At 36.9% G+C, this 18234-nt stretch carries 17 protein-coding genes; 5 read left to right on the plus strand and 12 right to left on the minus strand.

The genetic code is table 11. The annotated features are described in order from the left end of the window. Window positions 1-124 precede the first annotated feature (124 nt). From ACTNEP_RS01595 to ACTNEP_RS01620, 6 genes are all read right to left on the minus strand, one after another. Window positions 125-577 (minus strand): GNAT family N-acetyltransferase, encoded by a 453-nt coding sequence (locus tag ACTNEP_RS01595; RefSeq protein WP_441159790.1) that lies wholly within the window; start codon window positions 575-577, stop codon window positions 125-127. 2 nt (window positions 578-579) lie between these two features. Then, the gene (locus ACTNEP_RS01600) at window positions 580-1623 is read right to left on the minus strand and encodes a lactonase family protein (protein ID WP_441159791.1); all 1044 of its coding nucleotides are present in this window, start codon (window positions 1621-1623) and stop codon (window positions 580-582) included. Window positions 1624-1639: 16 nt separating this feature from the next. After that, window positions 1640-3553, minus strand: a complete 1914-nt coding sequence (locus ACTNEP_RS01605) for a beta-N-acetylhexosaminidase (RefSeq protein ID WP_441159792.1) — start codon at window positions 3551-3553, stop codon at window positions 1640-1642. Between the two features lie 42 nt (window positions 3554-3595). Beyond that, complete coding sequence (locus ACTNEP_RS01610) at window positions 3596-4480, minus strand: carbohydrate ABC transporter permease (protein WP_441159793.1); 885 nt, start codon at window positions 4478-4480, stop codon at window positions 3596-3598. 21 nt (window positions 4481-4501) lie between these two features. Beyond that, window positions 4502-5365 (minus strand): carbohydrate ABC transporter permease, encoded by an 864-nt coding sequence (locus ACTNEP_RS01615; protein WP_441159794.1) that lies wholly within the window; start codon window positions 5363-5365, stop codon window positions 4502-4504. A gap of 77 nt (window positions 5366-5442) precedes the next feature. Continuing rightward, window positions 5443-6714: an ABC transporter substrate-binding protein gene (locus ACTNEP_RS01620; protein WP_441159795.1), complete on the minus strand. Its 1272-nt coding sequence runs from the start codon at window positions 6712-6714 to the stop codon at window positions 5443-5445. A 382-nt stretch (window positions 6715-7096) separates the two neighbouring features. On the opposite strand from ACTNEP_RS01620, the gene nagA reads away from it, so the two are divergent. From nagA to ACTNEP_RS01640, 4 genes are all read left to right on the plus strand, one after another. Continuing rightward, window positions 7097-8278: an N-acetylglucosamine-6-phosphate deacetylase gene (gene nagA, locus ACTNEP_RS01625; RefSeq protein WP_441159796.1), complete on the plus strand. Its 1182-nt coding sequence runs from the start codon at window positions 7097-7099 to the stop codon at window positions 8276-8278. A gap of 6 nt (window positions 8279-8284) precedes the next feature. Next, window positions 8285-9019 (plus strand): glucosamine-6-phosphate deaminase, encoded by a 735-nt coding sequence (gene nagB / locus ACTNEP_RS01630; protein WP_441159797.1) that lies wholly within the window; start codon window positions 8285-8287, stop codon window positions 9017-9019. Between the two features lie 100 nt (window positions 9020-9119). Then, window positions 9120-9842, plus strand: coding sequence for a GntR family transcriptional regulator (locus tag ACTNEP_RS01635; RefSeq protein ID WP_441159798.1), 723 nt, complete (start codon window positions 9120-9122; stop codon window positions 9840-9842). A gap of 15 nt (window positions 9843-9857) precedes the next feature. Then, a complete protein-coding gene (locus ACTNEP_RS01640) occupies window positions 9858-10823 on the plus strand; it encodes an N-acetylmuramic acid 6-phosphate etherase (protein ID WP_441159799.1) in 966 nt (321 codons plus the stop codon). Window positions 10824-11019: 196 nt separating this feature from the next. Here ACTNEP_RS01640 and ACTNEP_RS01645 read toward each other — a convergent pair whose 3' ends face one another. The 6 genes from ACTNEP_RS01645 to ACTNEP_RS01670 form a co-directional block, all read right to left on the minus strand. Then, window positions 11020-11745 (minus strand): MBL fold metallo-hydrolase, encoded by a 726-nt coding sequence (locus ACTNEP_RS01645; RefSeq protein ID WP_441159800.1) that lies wholly within the window; start codon window positions 11743-11745, stop codon window positions 11020-11022. Window positions 11746-11772: 27 nt separating this feature from the next. Then, complete coding sequence (locus ACTNEP_RS01650) at window positions 11773-12015, minus strand: hypothetical protein (RefSeq protein WP_441159801.1); 243 nt, start codon at window positions 12013-12015, stop codon at window positions 11773-11775. Between the two features lie 87 nt (window positions 12016-12102). Continuing rightward, on the minus strand, window positions 12103-13590 hold the full coding sequence (locus tag ACTNEP_RS01655) for an alpha-glucosidase/alpha-galactosidase (RefSeq protein WP_441159802.1): 1488 nt from the start codon (window positions 13588-13590) through the stop codon (window positions 12103-12105). A 104-nt stretch (window positions 13591-13694) separates the two neighbouring features. Continuing rightward, the gene (locus ACTNEP_RS01660) at window positions 13695-14519 is read right to left on the minus strand and encodes an AraC family transcriptional regulator (protein WP_441159803.1); all 825 of its coding nucleotides are present in this window, start codon (window positions 14517-14519) and stop codon (window positions 13695-13697) included. 56 nt (window positions 14520-14575) lie between these two features. Then, window positions 14576-15331 carry an urease accessory protein UreD gene (locus ACTNEP_RS01665; RefSeq protein WP_441159804.1) on the minus strand — a complete coding sequence of 252 codons (756 nt, stop codon included), beginning with the start codon at window positions 15329-15331 and terminating at the stop codon, window positions 14576-14578. Window positions 15332-15342: 11 nt separating this feature from the next. After that, window positions 15343-16041, minus strand: a complete 699-nt coding sequence (locus tag ACTNEP_RS01670) for an urease accessory protein UreF (RefSeq protein ID WP_441159805.1) — start codon at window positions 16039-16041, stop codon at window positions 15343-15345. Between the two features lie 295 nt (window positions 16042-16336). Here ACTNEP_RS01670 and ACTNEP_RS01675 point away from each other — a divergent pair, with 295 nt between their 5' ends. Next, on the plus strand, window positions 16337-17812 hold the full coding sequence (locus ACTNEP_RS01675; protein WP_441159806.1) for a methyl-accepting chemotaxis protein: 1476 nt from the start codon (window positions 16337-16339) through the stop codon (window positions 17810-17812). Window positions 17813-18234 lie beyond the last annotated feature (422 nt).

Consider the following 18234-nt stretch of genomic DNA (forward strand, 5'->3'; position numbering starts at 1 on the left):
TAAAACTAAAAATAAAATTGATAACCAAAAAAAGTTGTTAAAGGAAAAGCTTGTGTATACCATTTTTTTAAGTTAGTTCAGCAAGGAACACATCATTGCATTCCATAGCTGAACTACTTTTTTATTATCTATTAATCTTTCTTAATACTGGTGTTCCTTCAATAGGGACCGCTCCAATTGTTTTCTTATAAAACTCCACAGGCCCAGCATCACCTATGATTGCATACGCATAACCTTTAGCTTTTAATCGAAACATACTGGTCAATAACAACTGATAACCGATACCTTGATTTCTTGCAGCTTCTTTCACACCTGTTGGACCGAAAAAATTTTGAAACGTTGTATCATAGCAAGCAAAGCCTACTATTTCTTTCCCCTGAATGGCGATTAGACAGTTAGCAGGCGTACTGGAGCAAGCTACTTCACACTCACTAACCCAATCCTCGGAGAAATGCTCTCTTACCCAATTAAGCACTTTATGTTTTTCTGGTGGTATGACAGTTCTGATTTGATAGGTTTGTACGCTATCCAGTGTATCCTCTGGTAGTGAATATAAATTGACTAGCATATCTGTCATTTTCATTTCCTCCTTAACAACTTTAAACAAGTTGGCTTGATCACTTCATATCTATCTGCTAACGGCAGTAGTGTTCCATCTGGAGTAATTTTCAGTACCGTAATCATGTCACTATGTTCATTCGCAACAAAAATAAATTCACCATCAGGTGCAACCGCAAAATTGCGTGGCCATTGACCTAACGTTGATGTTTCACTATGAAACGTTAACCTGCCGTCAGTAGTCACCTGGAAAACAGCTATAGAATCCCTTCCCCTATTCAATACATAGAGGAAATATCCGTCTGGAGACAAATGAATATCTGCACAATAATTTTGTATCCCTTTATCTTCAGTGATAGTAGCGATCTCCTGAATAAGCTCAAGCTCTATATTCTCTTGATCAAAATGATAAACTGACACAGTCGAGCTGAATTCATTCGCAATATATAAGAACTTTCTATTTTGGGAAACGACTATATGGCGCGGACCCCTCTCTATTTCTAATTCAAATGTATGAACATGAAGTAAGCTTTGTTGATCGCGATTTAATTGAAGTAGTGACAAAGTATCTTGGCCTAAATCCGTCACTAAAAAAGTATCCTGATCACCTATCGGATAACAAGTATGGGGATGTGATTTCTTTTCATGCTGAACAATTGGCAGGTTTATTGCGTCACTACACGCTTCTACAGAACCATCTTTATTAATTGGGTGTAAGGAAATGGTCCCTTCTCCATAATTGGCAATCAATAAAAATTCTCCACTTTGATCGGCATGGACATAGCAAGGGCCAGACCCTTTGGTAGATACTCTGCCCAATTCTATGAGCTTCAGATCAAATGGAATTGCTACTACTACTCCACTATCGACCTCACTGACAGCATACAGAATGTCTAAATAAGGGTGAATGGCTAAAAAAGAAGGGGAATTAATCCCCTTTACCGTTGATTGCTTTTCAAATGAATGGTTTTGTGGGCTATATGCAATTAATTGTATCGCTTCGTCATCTTCTTGTCCGTAACCTCCAACGAACATTCTATAGGCGTTCATTTGAATGTTATTCATTCCTTCCGAGTAATTTTTAATAGATCGGTAATACATGAAAAAACACATTCGGAGATGCCATGCGATAATAATAACTAGACCAGCCTAAACCTGTTGTTTTGTCCAGATTAGCATTAAACGGTAACCGCTCCTGTTCTAACTCTTCAATCCTATCAATTTCACCATTCAAATAATCCATCATGCGTTCTATTGCGGTTTGTAAACGAGCTATTAATCCACCATAACGAATATCGATGACTTCCCAGCCAAAAGGCTTATTAATCGTGAACCATTGTTTTTTATGGGCATCTCGTAAAGCATGAACCTTATCAATTAGTTCTGGTAACTCTTCATTAGCTATTTGATGTAATATCTCTGTTTGCTTATTATCATAAGCTCTTTTTAATGTTAACCCGAGGGGCGCCTTTTGTGCTAATACTGCAGACAATTTCTCTGGCACATTCAAAATAAAGTCAAGCTGTACACGTTGATCACGTGACTGTTTAATCTTTTTTTCCAATTGTTGATAATGAAAAGATACTTCCTGCTCTATCCCTTCAATATGCTTATCAAATAATCCGAGAAGTACATCTTGCCATAACAAAAATTTCGATGGATTGGTTTGATCGAGGTTTCCATCTGCTACGCCTGGAATCGCATCTAAATCATTTAACTGTAAAAAAGTCTTTGCATCTAAACCCGTACAAAATTGAGTACGTTCATACCATTGCTTCTGATCAACAGTTTTTTGGAATTGATGTTCTGCATACAATTGTAAGCCTAACAACGCAGAATAGAAATTATTTTCATAACCGTCATCCCCCCATAAAGTAACAAATACATCTTCTATCCCTTCTTTCTTACATACCGTTAAAGCTGCTTCACTAGTCTGTAATGACAGTCCATAATTCGTTGCAAAGGTATTCCAAACCCAAACCCCACCTGCAAAAGCGGGTGTTTGTCCTAATTGTTTATGTTTAGTTATCAATGCCTGATAATCTTCTTGTTTCGTATGAAAATAATCCCAATACATTAGCTTGATATTCTCGGGTATTTTATTTTTCATCCCATCCGAAATTTCTGTTGACATATCATACTGATTATCCCCAGATTCGGAAGCAAGCTTCAGAAACATATCACTCCACATCATCACATCCAAGTTAAGCTCATCTGTTATCTCTTTCACCTTTCGCAAATGATCGGTCATTAACTCGAGACGATCTCGATAACCATACCTGTTTAAATAGATCCCTCTTCCTAACTCCTCTGCTTCATCCATGCCAATATGAATGCGCTGACTGCGGAATGGTTTAGTAGCTGCAGAAATCATTTTCCGTAGAAAATCATAGGTAGCATCTTGTTCCACTAATAAAACTCCTCTAGTATCCTTAAGATGGGCTGCTGCATCCCATTTCAAGAACTCTTCTAGGTGTGCAAGAGTTTGAATACATGGAATCAATTCGATACCAAAGTGATAAGCATAATCATCAAGCTCTTTTAATTCTTGCTGCGAATAACGTCCACGCATATATCCAAAGTAAGGGAATTCTTCTACCTCATACGTATCCTCCATGTAAAGCATTGCAGCGTTAAAACCCATTAATGCCATCTTGCGAATCATCCATTTAAATTGATGTACTTGCATCACAGCATTTCTAGACAGATCAAACATCGGACCGACTGTTTGAAATTGCGGGGTTTCTTTCATCATAAAGTCTTCTTTTTTAGCACTATTTTGAACAAACAGCCCAATCGCTCTGTACACATGATAAGGTTGAGCATAGTGGATAAATCCTTCACCATTGTTAAACTCAATAACCGTATCCTTACTATTACTCTTCTCTATCTTTAGAGGAACACCATGATCATTTAAAGTAAAATTAATTTCTTTCTGCAATTCTTTAATACCTGATAAAAAGGAGTGAAATTCTCCTTGTAAAAAAATATCCAAATTGATCACCTTTTTCTTCTTAATGGTAGTTTTTCCGCAATATTAACCTTTGACTGCTCCTGAAGTTGCTCCTTTTTCAAATGTTTTCTGAGCTAATAGATAGAAAATCAGCACAGGAATCACGGTCATGGTAATAGCTGCCGTCATTAAGCCGTAATCTGTTCCGTATTGTGAACTAACATTGGATAACAACACAACAATTGGCGCTACCCTTTCATGGGAAACTAATACTAATGAAGAAAACAAATCATTATAGGACCAGAGAAATACAAAAATACCTACTGTTGCAAAGGATGGCAAAGATATCGGTAAGAAAACTTTAGTAAACATCTTGAATCTTCCACAACCGTCCATTACAGATGCTTCTTCCAATTCTTTTGGGATTGTCGCCATATAACCACTAATAACTAGGATCGCAAAAGGCAGATTACCAGCAGTATGTGGAATAATCAGGGCAAGATATGTATTGACAAATTCCATTTGAATCATCATCCGGTAAACAGGAACGATTGTTGCAAATGCAGGAATTAGTAAGCTTGCGATCAACAATGCTTGTAATAAGCCTCTCAACTTAAATTGCATACGTGCCATTGCAAAGGCCGCCAAGCCACCAATAAATAATACAAGTAGCACAACTGAACCAGAAATAATGAAACTGTTCAAGTAACTTCTACCTATGTTGACGGTTTCAAACGCATTGACATAATTTTGGATAGTTGGATCCGCTGGAATTTTAAATGTATCTGTAATAATCTCGCGGGAATCCTTAAAAGAATTCAAAAATACCCATGCTAAAGGAAAAATGGTGGTCATTGACCATAATGTGAGCACCACATAAATAAAAATTTTGCCAATTTTTGATTGAGAAAAATACCTTTCCTGAAACCTTTCCCAAAATGTTAAACGTTCCTGTGTATGAGTATGCAAAGGAGAACACCTCTTTTCCTTTTAGTATGTTACTTCTTCTCTCTGTAATAATTTGTTCGTAATAAATGCTAAACTTAGACCTAACACTACGATTATCACTGCTATAGTAGCCCCGTATCCCATTGCTGTATCTTCGAATGCTTTCTGATACATATAGGTTCCTAGTACTTCAGAGGAGCTTCCAGGTCCACCTCTTGTAATAATGTAGACGAGCTCGAATATCTTTAACGTACCGGTTATCGCCAACACAATACATGTTTTCAAATCACTGACAATCAACGGAATCGTTAGTTTAAACATTTTTTGCATGCCAGTAACCCCTTCTAACTCAGCCGCTTCATAAAAATCATTTGGAATTTTTTGAATAGCCGTTAATAAAATAACAAAGTAAAAACCAACATAGTTCCAAATCGTTGGTATAGCAACCATATATAACGACGATTGCTCTGTTAACCACAAAATTCTTTCAAATCCTAGGTTTACAAGAATTTCATTGAGCAAACCATTTCTGTAGTTATAAATTAACGTAAATAACAAACCGATTGCAGCACCAGAAATAACAATTGGAAAGAAAAAAGTCGTCCGATAAAAACCGGCCCCTTTCGTAATCGCATTGACCATTATTGCAAGAATGAGTGCAATCCCAACCTGAAAAACCGTTACATAAAGCATTAATTCCAATGAATTGAATAGAGCTTCTCTGGCAATCTCATCATTCCATAGCCGGACATAGTTATCCAATCCAATATAGGTAGAGTTAAAAAAACCATCCGTTCTATAAAAACTTTGAAGAATATTTTCTATAAATGGATAATATAGAAAGATCCCTGTTATAAGAAAAGCAGGTGTGAGAAAAAGAAAAATATACAGCTTATCACCCTTCATAACATCCTCCCTCCCAGATCAGCAATGAGGCTGTACCTGCAAGCAGGACAACCTCACATCGCTTATCTAGTTATCTATTATTCTTCCATTTCTGCTGCTTCCTGTAATACTTGCTCTCCAGTCTTATTACCACTCACAATATCAGGAACACTTGTACGTATGTGAGTAAAAGATTCAGGATAAATACGGTCGTTAATCGGTAATGCAACAGCTGGCGCATCACTTATTAATTGATGTCCTGCCTCCAAATATGGAGGTAAATCTTCTAAAGCACCTTTAGCAGGGGGCTGGCCAGTTGCTCCTGCAATCCGAACAATAATTTCTTCAGAAGTCAAGTAATTAAATAAGGCAACAACTGCTTCGTGCTTGTCTTCATCTTCATAAGATTTCGTACTGATAAACCATCCCTGAGACGCACCGCCGACGATCTCACCAGTCTCACCATCATCTGCATAAACAGGCATTGGTAGTACCGTCACATCTTCACCCATACCTGCTTCTTCCAATTGCCCCCAGAACCAAGAACCTTCAAATAACATCGCTGCTTGCTCTTGTTTAAACAACTCCTGTGCCATTGCTAAATCTATTGTTGCTGCATCAGGTGTAAAAGCTCCCATATCAGCATGCTTCTTAATATTATCCAAAGCTTCAGCCCAGGCAGGATTTTGATCCGCCAATTCGGCTGTGTAATTTTCCATGCCGCCAGAGGCTAGTACATAGTGCTCTATTACATAATAAGAATCCTCGGTTGAAGCAGCGATTGGAACGATATCTGTTTCCGCAAATGCTTCGATTGCTGCTTCGTACTGCTCCCAAGTAGTTGGTAATTCAATACCGTGTTCTTCAAACAATTTTGAATTAACGAATAAACCTTCATAAAAGCCAGATTGGGGTGCGGCATAAATGTTACCGTCACTATGTCTTTGTTGTTCAAGCATGGAGTTAAACCCAGATAAATCAATATCTTCAGCTTCTTCGAGATTGACTACCTTACCTTCTGCAATAATCCCTTCTGCATCGATTGTATTAAAGTAGAACATAATATCTGGTTCGTTATCAGAAGAGAAATCAGTATTTACTTTAGTTCGGATTGTACCAGCATCTGCTGATTGTGAATCGTTTTCAATAGTTACATGTGGATGTTCGTTGACAAAATCGTCTAATACTTCCTGAAATACTTCTCCTGCAGGGTCCGTACCTGCCATTGTCGTAACTACTCGTAAATTGACTTCTTCTCCACCTGTCTCTTCAGTAGTGTCTGTCGGAGTTGAATCTGTTTCATCATTAGAGCATGCTACTAAGCTTATTAACACAAACAAAAACAATAGACTCCATTTAAATTGTTTCAACCTAACTACCCCTTTTCTTTTATTATCACCAACAACTTATGTACAGTTGTCTATACCTAAATATAGCTTTATGGTATAGAAATGTCAATACCTTTTCTAGTATTCTGTCATATTTATAAATAATAGAAACAAAAAGGTTAGAATTATTTACAAACTAATGTATGTATGCTCTTAATAAAGATGTTATATTAGTTTCTGTTCCATTCAACCACTTGATACCTTACAGCTCATCACCATGTATATACCACTAAAAACCCTAATAAATAAGTAGTTACCTGCTTTTCTTCATAAAACATCTTGTAATTTACACTTAGGTATAGACAACCATACTTTAAACTGTTATTCTATCATTAACAACTTCTTTTTAAAGGTGTGGTCATAATTGGAGAAAACTAAAATAATCATTAAAAACATTGATATATATGGAGAAAACAAAACCTTGAACAATGGATACATTAAAATCAAGGGGCATATCATCGAAGAAATTGGTGTGTTGGAGCAATTACAATTAGATGATGAGTACCAAATCCTTGATTATTCTACTAAAAAGGTGAAGGCAATTCCCGGGTTAATTGATGTTCACATCCACGGGGCAAATGGGGCCGATGTGATGGACGGTACCAAACATGCCTTACAAACAATGGTGGATACGTTACCGAAAGAAGGAACAACTTCTTTTTTGGCAACTACCATGAGCCAAAGTAACGAACAAATTGAAAAAGCGATTAAAAATGTCGCCTCTTTTATGGATCAGCAGCAGTCAGGAGAAGCTGAGATTATCGGCATTCATTTAGAAGGGCCTTTCATCAATGTTAAGCGTAAGGGTGCACAGGCTGCAAAACATATTAAAAAACCGGATATCTCCCTTTTTCAAAAGTGGAATCAATTAGCTAACAAACAAATAAAATTGGTTACACTAGCACCAGAAGTGAATGGTGGAATGGAATTTGTTCACTTTTTAAAAAGTCAAGGTATTATTGCATCAGCAGGGCATACTGATGCTACTGCGCAAGAAATCAAGACAGCTATTAAATATGGCTTATCTCATATTACACATTTATATAACCAGATGCGCGGATTTCACCATCGGGAACCAGGAGTAGTTGGTGCTTCTTGGCTTCATAAGGAACTGATGGTTGAAATGATAGCTGACGGTGTTCATTCATCACCTGAAGCTATCCGAACAGCTTATGAACTAAAAGGAAAAGATAAACTGCTTTTAATAACCGATGCAATGAGGGCAAAATGCTTGCATGATGGTCAATATGAATTAGGTGGTCAAAAAGTAAATGTGGTTGAACAAAAAGCCAGACTGGTTGATGGCACACTAGCAGGCAGTACATTAAAACTGGGTGATGCACTAAAAAATATCATAGAATTTAGTGGATGTTCTTTTGAAGAGGCGATTGCGATGACATCAGCAAATGCCGCAAAAGAATTAGGTATGATCAATCGAAAAGGTTCCATTGCAGAAAAGAAGGATGCTGACATTGTTCTATTAGATGAACAGAATGATATCATTCTCACAATTTGTAGAGGAGAAATCGCCTACGAAAGGAAGTAACGTTAGATGAAAGTAATTCGTACATCCAATTATCAAGAAATGAGTAAGATAGCAGCTAACATTATTCTCAATAGAATTCATTCCAACCCAGCTATTACACTTGGATTAGCTACAGGTGGAACTCCCATCCGAACATATGCTTATTTAGTGCAGGATTACCAAGAGCGACATACTACTTACAGCCATGTAACTACCTTTAATTTAGATGAATATATCGGGGTCGCGAGGAATGATCCGAATAGCTATTACTATTATATGCACAAGCATTTATTTAGCAAAGTGAACATTCCTGAAGATCAGATTTTTATTCCTAATGGGCTAGCGGAAGATCTGGAAGCAGAGTGTATCGCATATGAGCAAAATATACAAGAACACAATGGAATTGATTTACAATTATTAGGTCTAGGGAAAAACGGACATATCGGGTTTAATGAACCCGGCACGGCATTTTCACAACACACACATGTCGTATCCTTAACGCCATCTACCATTCAGGCAAATGCACGTTTTTTCCGCTCACCTGAAGAAGTTCCTAAAAAGGCGATTACAATGGGAATTGGTTCGATCATGAAGAGCAAGGAAATATTACTGCTTGTTTCCGGAAAAGAAAAACAGCCGGCATTACACGAACTTCTACATGGTAAAATAGATGAGCAATTTCCAGCATCTATTCTGAACAATCATGAAAATGTTACCATCATTGCAGATGAAGATGCTATAATGAATACTGATATTTACTAAAATGACCATGTACATCAAGTAATGAAGATTCTTGCTCATCAATGAAATGATGAACTACACCTTCCAATACTATATATTATTACAGAAAGGAGATAGTCCAATGATAGATAAGCAATCGCCAATTCCTATTTATCATCAATTAGAGGAACAAATAAAAGCAAAAATAGAAAATGGTGAATACAAGCCAGGTGATGCATTACCCTCTGAGCGAGAATATGCGGAACAACTAAATATCAGTAGAATGACCGTGCGACAAGCAATTACCAATTTAGTGAATGAACGCTATTTACACCGTATAAAAGGGAAAGGCACGTTTATAACCGAACAAAAATTAGAACAGAATTTAAATGGACTTACAAGTTTCACCGAAGACATGAAAGCACGCGGAATGCAGCCTGGGAGCAAATTAATTAATTTTGAAATCCTGCCGGCCAATCAAAGCTTAGCTGAGCAGCTTCATATACCAGAGCATGCGCCAATTTATGAGATAAAACGTATACGTTTAGCAGAAAATATTCCCATGGCACTTGAAAGAACGTACATTTCTGCAAACCTCATTAAAGGCTTGACTGATAATATTGTCCAGAAGTCCATCTATCAATATATCGAGAGTGAATTAGGCCTGAAAATAGGTAAAGCAAGTCAGATATTCGAAGCAACTATCGCCAACGAAGAAGAAATTGAATATCTGGAAATCCCAGAGCAGTCACCTGTCCTATTTATGAAAAGAACAACACAATTAGAAAATGGTACTACATTTGAAGTGGTTAAATCTTCTTATCGTGCTGATCGATACAAATTCATGCTTGATCTAGAACGTTAATAAGGAGCGTCATATATGGTCAAAACAGTTACAGAAGCGACAAATCAAAAATCGCTTTCCATTGATGAAATGGAAGCTATCGATATCGTCACTCTAATGCTGGAAGAAGATCTGCATATTCAAGAAGGAATTCGAAAATCATTAACAGCTATTGCAGAAGCAGTCGATCTAATAGTAGACAAATGGCAAGATGGAGGACGTGTTTTTGTAGCAGGTGCTGGAACGAGTGGGCGAATCGGAGTATTAGATGCAGTGGAACTTGGTCCGACATTTTCAATTGATCCTGACCGCTGGATCGCGTTTGTTGCAGGCGGCAAAAACGCAATGTGGGAACCACTTGAGCAACACGAAGATAGCGTTTCAGATATCACCCAAGAATTAGAAGATCATCACTTTAATAAAAACGACGTACTAATTGCTATTAGTGCGAGTGGTACAACGCCTTATTCCTTATCTGCTCTTTCCTATGCAAAAGAAAAACAGGCTGCCTCGATCTCGATAAGCTGTAATCATCAAACAGTATCAAGTGAGATAAGTGATGTTGGAATCGAGTTAATTGTAGGTCCTGAAGTGATCAGGGGCTCTACTAGACTAAAAGCTGGAACCGCTCAAAAAATAGCGATCAATATGATTTCGACTGCTACCATGATTAAGCTTGGCAAAGTGTATCAAAATGAAATGATAAACATGCAGCTTATCAATAAAAAATTAGTAAAACGGGCTGAGACAATGTTAATGCAATTAACTAATCTTAATGATCAAGAAGTGAAAAAAATAATGGACGAAACAAACAATGATCTAAAACTCTCCTTAATCATTGCTAAAACAGGTTGCAACATATATGACGCCGAATCCTACCTAGCTAAAGCAAACAATCACGTAAAAAAAGCAATTCAGCTATATGAATTAGATCAGAAAGACAGTGGAAATTCACCCGAAACGACTAATGTAAATAACATCATTACTTCACAAAAGGGATAGGTTTCGCTATAATAGAGTAATAATAAAGTACATAAGGAACGAAGACAGGTTTTAAAAAAGGAGGATCCTCATGGGTATCGCATTAATAATCGGTGTTTGTATTACATTTCTTGTAGCTATCTTCGCCGCTGGATACGAGGCAAAGCAATAAGTAAAAAGGCTTGCTCTTAAGTAGTAGAGCAAGCCTTTTTCGTGCTCAAACAATATACTGTTGGCCGACAGCTGCTATCGATATTGGACCGTTGTATATTCTTTTCGCCTCATCTAATATGTTATGAATGTTGCCGAAATGAGGTAAATGAGTAAGCGTTAACTGTTTCACTTTTGCTTGTTCAGCTAGCATTCCTGCCTCTCGACCACTCATATGTCCAGGGATTTTCCCTTCATATTCCTGATAGAGATTAGCCTCAGAAACTAATAAATCCGCATTCTTTGCAAACGGGACAAGTGATTCCTCCCAAGCTGTATCTGCCGTAAATACGACACCTTTTCCTTTTGCCTCCAAACGCACAGCTAAACAATAAACAGGATGATCTGTTTTAGTTGTCTTAATCGTAAAAGGGCCTATTTGGGACATCTCCGTTAAATTATAAGCTCTCGTATGCTCTTTATAAGTTAGAGAACGGAACTGTTCATCTTGGTCATGCGCATATATGTCTAAAGTTTTAGGGTGCTCAGCTAATTGATTTTGAATTAATTTTGCGTAATGCAGTGCACCCACATCTGCAATATGATCATGATGATAATGCGTAATAATCACTGCATCCAATTGCTGAATGGAAAGGTAATTTTGTAATGAAGCAAGTACACCACTACCACAATCTAATAAAAGATGAAAGCCGTCTTCTTCGATCAAAAAAGAAGATGTAGCACTATTCGCTTTCGGATAACCTCCCCAAATGCCTAGAGGAATAATTTTCATATTCTCTCACCTCCTCACAATTTATGTTTAATTGCCTTGATGAAGGACTGTTTTCTTGGGATTCATCCTTTTTTGTCCTTCATTGCCTTGATGAAGGACTGTTTTCTTGGGATTCATCCTTTTTTGTCCTTCATTGCCTTGATGAAGGACTGTTTTCTTGGAATTCGCCATTTTTTGTCCTTCATTGCTCTGATGAAGGACAGTTTTCTTGGGATTTATCCTTTTTTGTCCTTCATTGCTTTGATGAGGGACAGTTTTCTTGGGATTCATCCTTTTTTGTCCTTTGCACTTTGCTAAATATATAAAAAAGCCACTACAACCTTAGTGGCTTAACTATACTAATTTTCGTCCTAATTATCAAAAGTTACCTTTATCTGCTTCACCTGCATTTTTATTGGCTAATTCTCTATCTTTCGCCATTTCTGCTACTGATTTAACTTTTAATCTTGCTGCTCCCTGATAATCTTTTGTCGGTATTCGCTCTTCTTCTGCCAATCTTTTTTCTGCCTCAATGATCCTTTCTTTATATTGTGGTAGCCATTTCTTTTGGGCAATTAACATTTCGTCTGTCATTTGCCAGATTTCCCTCGGGTTACAAACAGCACCGACTAGCGGATCCAACATCATCGCTTGACGTAATAAATAGTCATCTCCATGAACTGCTGCTTCTACTGCTAAACGCTGTACGGAAATACTCACATTACAGACAGCAGCTGGTCCTAATGGCAAATTCCCTACATATGGCATATTGATTCCATTTCGGTCAACATAACCTGGTGCTTCTATGATCGCATCGTCAGGTAAATTTGAAATAATGCCATTATTCACTCGATTAAAATGACCTCGATATACACGTCCAGTTTCCAAGCCCTCTAAAATATAGGAGCCATGTTCTTCGCCACGGTTTTCTTCTTTATATTCATAAGCTGGTTCCTTCAACCAATTCGGAAAATCTGTCTCAAACCAATTACGTCCCTCGGTACAAACACGTAAATATCCACCTGTTTCCCCGTTTATCCAACTGCTTAAATCAATCCACTCATTAATTTCCTCTGGACGCTTGCGATACCATGGCACATATTCACTCAAATGCCCATTAGACTCGGTACTGAAATATCCGAAACGGCGGAGCATGTCAATTCTTACTTTTTCCGTATTTTTATATTCGGGATGATTTTCAAATGCTTCTAATAAATCTCCCGTTCGATCTATTCCATTTGTTTTCACTTCGATATACCATGTCTGATGGTTAATACCAGCGCAAATAATATCAACCTCTTCTTTTTTCTTCCCTAACACTTGCGCAATTTGCTTATGTCCGTTTTGTACACCATGACAAAGACCAATTGTATTAACTCCTCCATACTTATTGCAGGCCCATGTTAACATTGCCATCGGGTTGGCATAATTTAAGAGCAATACATTTGGATCTGCGACTTCCCGAATGTCTTTACAAATTTCTAACATTTCAGCAATACCGCGTTGACCATACATTATCCCACCGGCACTTAATGTATCTCCTACACATTGGTCAACACCATATTTTAACGGAATCTCAACATCGTGTTTGAATGCTTCCAATCCGCCAATCCTGACAACATTAAAGATATATTTCGCATCTGCTAATGCCCTTCTTCGATCTAATGTAGCCTCAATTGTAATAGGTAGGCCATTTTCTTCAATATCGCGCTGGCACAACTGTGTTACCATTTCTAAGTTTTTCTGATTGATATCGGTAAAAGCTACCTCTATCTCTCGAAACTCTTGTACAGATAAAATATCGCGTAGCAACCCTCTCGTAAAACCAATACTCCCTGCTCCGATAAAAGCAATTTTGAATGACACCTCATTACCTCCTTTTTGTCTCTAAAGGCATCTTATCACGAAAGAATTGTAAGCGATTTAAAAATAATCGTTTCTTGCTGTAATTATGTGTAAAATCCTAGCTTTTATATTTCTCGAAAGTGGTTGCGGTAGGCTGATGGTGATAATCCTGTTTCCTTTTTAAACAAATTACTAAAATATTGACTCGTATTTACCCCGACATAATTCGAAATTTCCGTAACAGGAATTTCGGTATGGACTAGTAGCATTTTTGCTTTATCAAGGCGTACTTTTGTAATATATTGATTAATTGTCATTCCTTGTGATTGTCTAAAAATTTTATGTAAATAACTTGGATGAAGATGTGTGATGCGTGCAAGCCTTTCTATCTTTAAATCTGTGTCATAATGTTCATGGATATAGGTCAGTGCTTTTTTTATATGCTGATTATCTGCTTGATCATTGTATTCAAGGCGGTTGCGATCTATCCACAGTAATAATTGAATCATTAAGTTATCAATCAATAGCTGATTGCTTGCTGACTGATGATCTAATTCCAGTGCGAGATGCCGTAATGTCACATACACCGCTTCATCATCTTTCAGTAAAAAATACCGCTCATCTAGATCAAATAAAGCTTTTAATGATGGATGTGTTTGAAATAACCGATCCATGGACATGTATGGAATAGCCTTATTGCTATCAAGGATAAATTCAATATTTAACATGCGGCAAGGATGATCCTTATCAATCATTAAACGATGCGGAACATTACTCTGAATAAAAATGTACTGACCTTTTCGCATATGAACAATCCGCTCATCGATTTCAATTTGGCATTTGCCATCAATAACATACATTATCTCCATCGCAGAATGTTGATGTGACTCCATCTCGAACTCATGCCAACGTTTATAATAATAGGCGACAGCCTTAGGAAATCGTTCCATGCCCTTTCTTTCCTCCTTAAATCAAAAAAGCTAGAAGTTACACCCTCCTAACTTTTTCACACTCTCCATTTACGTACTTCCGTTATTTTCTCATCAAAAAAGGCAAGCACATCGTCTATCTCTTGTTTTAATAATGTTAAATCTGTTGAAAGCCAACGGATAAGAATACCTTTACCATCGATATCTGTCATTCCTGCACGGTGGTGCTTCGCTTGGGATAACCGTTGCTGCACATCCCATTCATCAAAAGGGGGATTCGGTGAAATATACCATATGGAGGCGACAAACGGAAATGATTCTGTCATCCCGTGATGAGCAAGCATCTCCTCACTTCCGTCAAATTGTACTGGATCATAGGTCAGGCATTGTTCGTCCGACCAGATTTCCATTATGGAAAAGTAATGATAATTGGAAACATGCTCTAAATGGACAATTTCCGTCCAGATAAACTCGGCATCTCCTGTGACATTCACTTTGATATGCTGATTAATGTCACTGTTATCGCCGGGGATAATTTCACGTTTATCAACAAACAATAACGCTTCTTCTTCAATATGACAGTTACATTCAAGAGAGTGTTGTTGTACACCAGTTATTTTGGTATCATTGTTGATTAATTTAATATTAGAAGCTTTTTTCACTGTAAAATCAATCTCTATTGGAGTTGTTGATTGATTGAGCCCATTGATTTCATAATTAGTAAATACTCGATGGCTTTGTTCTGCTTTTTCTATTTTCAAAGGTTGATCACCCTTATAATCAAGGAGATTTACCTTCTGAAATCGTGCTTGTAATTGCTTTTTTGAATCCATCTTTACCTCCATTACGATATAAATAATTTGGATAAAAGATATTTATGCTGCATGGCGGATATTTCCATACCGATCGCACTATTATGCATATCCTTGAATTGTAATGTCATCGCTATTTCTGCTGCCAGATCCACTTCAGATAATATTTTTAACGTTACTTGTTCTGCATCCTTTGGCGCTAATGGGATCGCCCTTACGGCATGCTGGACAAGATTTGTTAACGAAAAATACAAATAAGTTTGAATCGTAGCGAACAGATCAAATCCTTGTTCATACGCATAAAGGCTATAGACGATTACGTAATGATTTAATGACTCTTTATCCTTTATTTCCTCTGACCACTTGGAAAGAATTGGTGATGCTTGAATAGACAGCAGCCTATCCAAGAAACGATTGCCAGCTTGGCGGCTTGTCTTCTTTAATTCAAGCACGTTTTTTCTGGCATTATAGATGTTGGCTAAATATATTACTTGCTTCCAGTCGTTTTTCTTCAGTTTTAAAAATAACTCTTTAATGATGATAGCGTCATTATATAACAAATGACTTCCTATATAACTATGGCAAAAGGAAGCCAGATCTTCCTTTGTATTAATCTGCTTGGATCGGATATACATTTCCATACCAATTGCATGTGCGACTTGACTTTTTAAGAAAGATGAATGGTGCATATGTAATAAATGTAATAGATTTTGCTTACTCTTGTTACTCATCCAATCCCTCCATATCTTCTATATATTATATCATACTACCAGGCGAGGATTGATAATATCTTTCGATTGATTTGTTGCTAAATGTAGATCAAATATTAGCATAGCTTTCTCATTAGGATAAATCAGCTAAGAACTGAGTATCATGATCTCTTAAAGTAGCACAACTAAGCATTTAATGAACATTTCTAATTATTTCCACAAAAAAATATTGATTCCTTTTACCTATTTATTTATACTAATAGTAACAACATCATTAAAAATGGTATTATACTCATAGGATAAGGAGATTAAAGACATGGAGATAATCCAATCTATGAAACTCAAGAACACCCAGCAAAAAAATACATTAATGTTAATTATTATTGCAATCACTATGATTGTAGGTGTGGTACTAACTGTTTTAACTAATGAATATGTAACATCGATTATCTACGGTAGTGAATTACTATTAGTTGTTATCCTTTATATCGTTTTTCAAAAAGTATTAAAAAGGCCTTACATATTACCCTATTTACTGGTAATTGTCTTTTTTGGAACAAACCTTGTTTTTATCGCCTTAGAGGGTGCAAGTTATACCGTCTTTTTGATAGTCATTTTTTTGAGCATTTTTGCTGCCATTCAAATGCATCACAAAATCTATTATACCGGATTGGTGATCGGATTAGTCGTATTAATATTTAATTACTTTGCTATGGATAAATCGAATGAAGTGATGATGCAGTTATTTCTATATTCTTTACTTTTATTTTTATTAACTGCAATCGTGTTTCACATTATCATCAAATTATCAAACAGCCAGATGAAACAGCTAGCTGATCTATTACAAGCTTCTGAGCAAGATAGTATCCAAAAAGCACATCAGAGACAGGTAGTCGAAGATTCCGTAAGTAATATTCTCCAAAAAATCGAACAAGTAAATGACCAGCTTCAAGACAATGTAAAAACACAAAATGACCTTAATGCTACCATTCATGAGATCTCACAAGCAAGTCAATCACAGGCAGAGCAGATTTCTGGTATTTCAAGTGCCACCAATGATACACGCCAAAATATTGATCTCGTAGAACAAACCTCTCAACAATTGTATCAAGAGGCTACACAAGCAAGTGAATTAACATTAGCTGGTAAAGAAAAAATGGACATTTTAAATGAAAATAACCGGATTTTAGAGGAGACGATTGGTGCTTTAAGCAGAACATTTGCTGAATTAACGGATAAGATCAAAGAAACGAATGGATTTGCTGACAATATAAAAGAAATTACAGAACAAACGAATTTACTTGCCTTAAATGCATCGATTGAAGCAGCTCGTGCTGGCGAAGCAGGTAAAGGATTTGCCGTTGTAGCTGATGAAATAAGAAAACTAGCAGATTTAACTGGAGAGACTACCGAAAAAATCACTGGAAATCTATCTTCTTTAAATGAAACAAATGAATCTGCTGTTGCACAAATGGATAAAAGCATGCAAAATTTTGTGGTCGGAATGGATACATCTAATGAAGTAACTGGATACTTTGACAAGCTTACTACGACAATGGGAACATTAAATAATGCATTGCAGAACTTTTTACAATTAGCAAAAGAAGTACAGGAACAATCTAACGGTGTGGATGCATCTACTAATGATTTGGCAGCTATTATTGAAGAAGCTTCTGCCAGTTTAGAAGAAATGAGTGCAACGATAACCACATTAACCGAAAGTAATCAAAATCTTGCTGAATTATTAGACGAAGCAGTCGAAGATTCAGAAAAATTAAAGCAACAGTTTTAGGGATTATCAAAAATAGATTGGACATAATCTATTTCCCTATCCTCAAATACGAACGAAGCAATAAGTATTATTGTGCAATATAGGCACACTGTTCACTAACGTAAGTTTTTATGATATCGAGTGCAAAGCACCCGCTCCGGCTGACCGTTTCGCGTTCCGAGGGGCATGCTCTTCAGCTAACTTTTGCAAAGAAGATCACTTTACAAAAGTGGATCTTCAGATCATGCTAATCCCTCAGGAGTCGAAACGGTCGGCCTGCGCTATTTTAGAAGCTACAACAAATGTGAGAAACAATCTATTCGCTACGGTCGAAACTAGCTATCATCAAAATAATAAGTATCCATCCTAACTGTACTAAATAGTGTGGAACACCTCTCTAGCGTAGGTGTCCGCTTTCACTCCTACGGGATGTTTTTATCCGA

The organism is Gracilibacillus sp. HCP3S3_G5_2, from assembly GCF_052063305.1.
Lineage (GTDB): Bacteria > Bacillota > Bacilli > Bacillales > Amphibacillaceae > Gracilibacillus.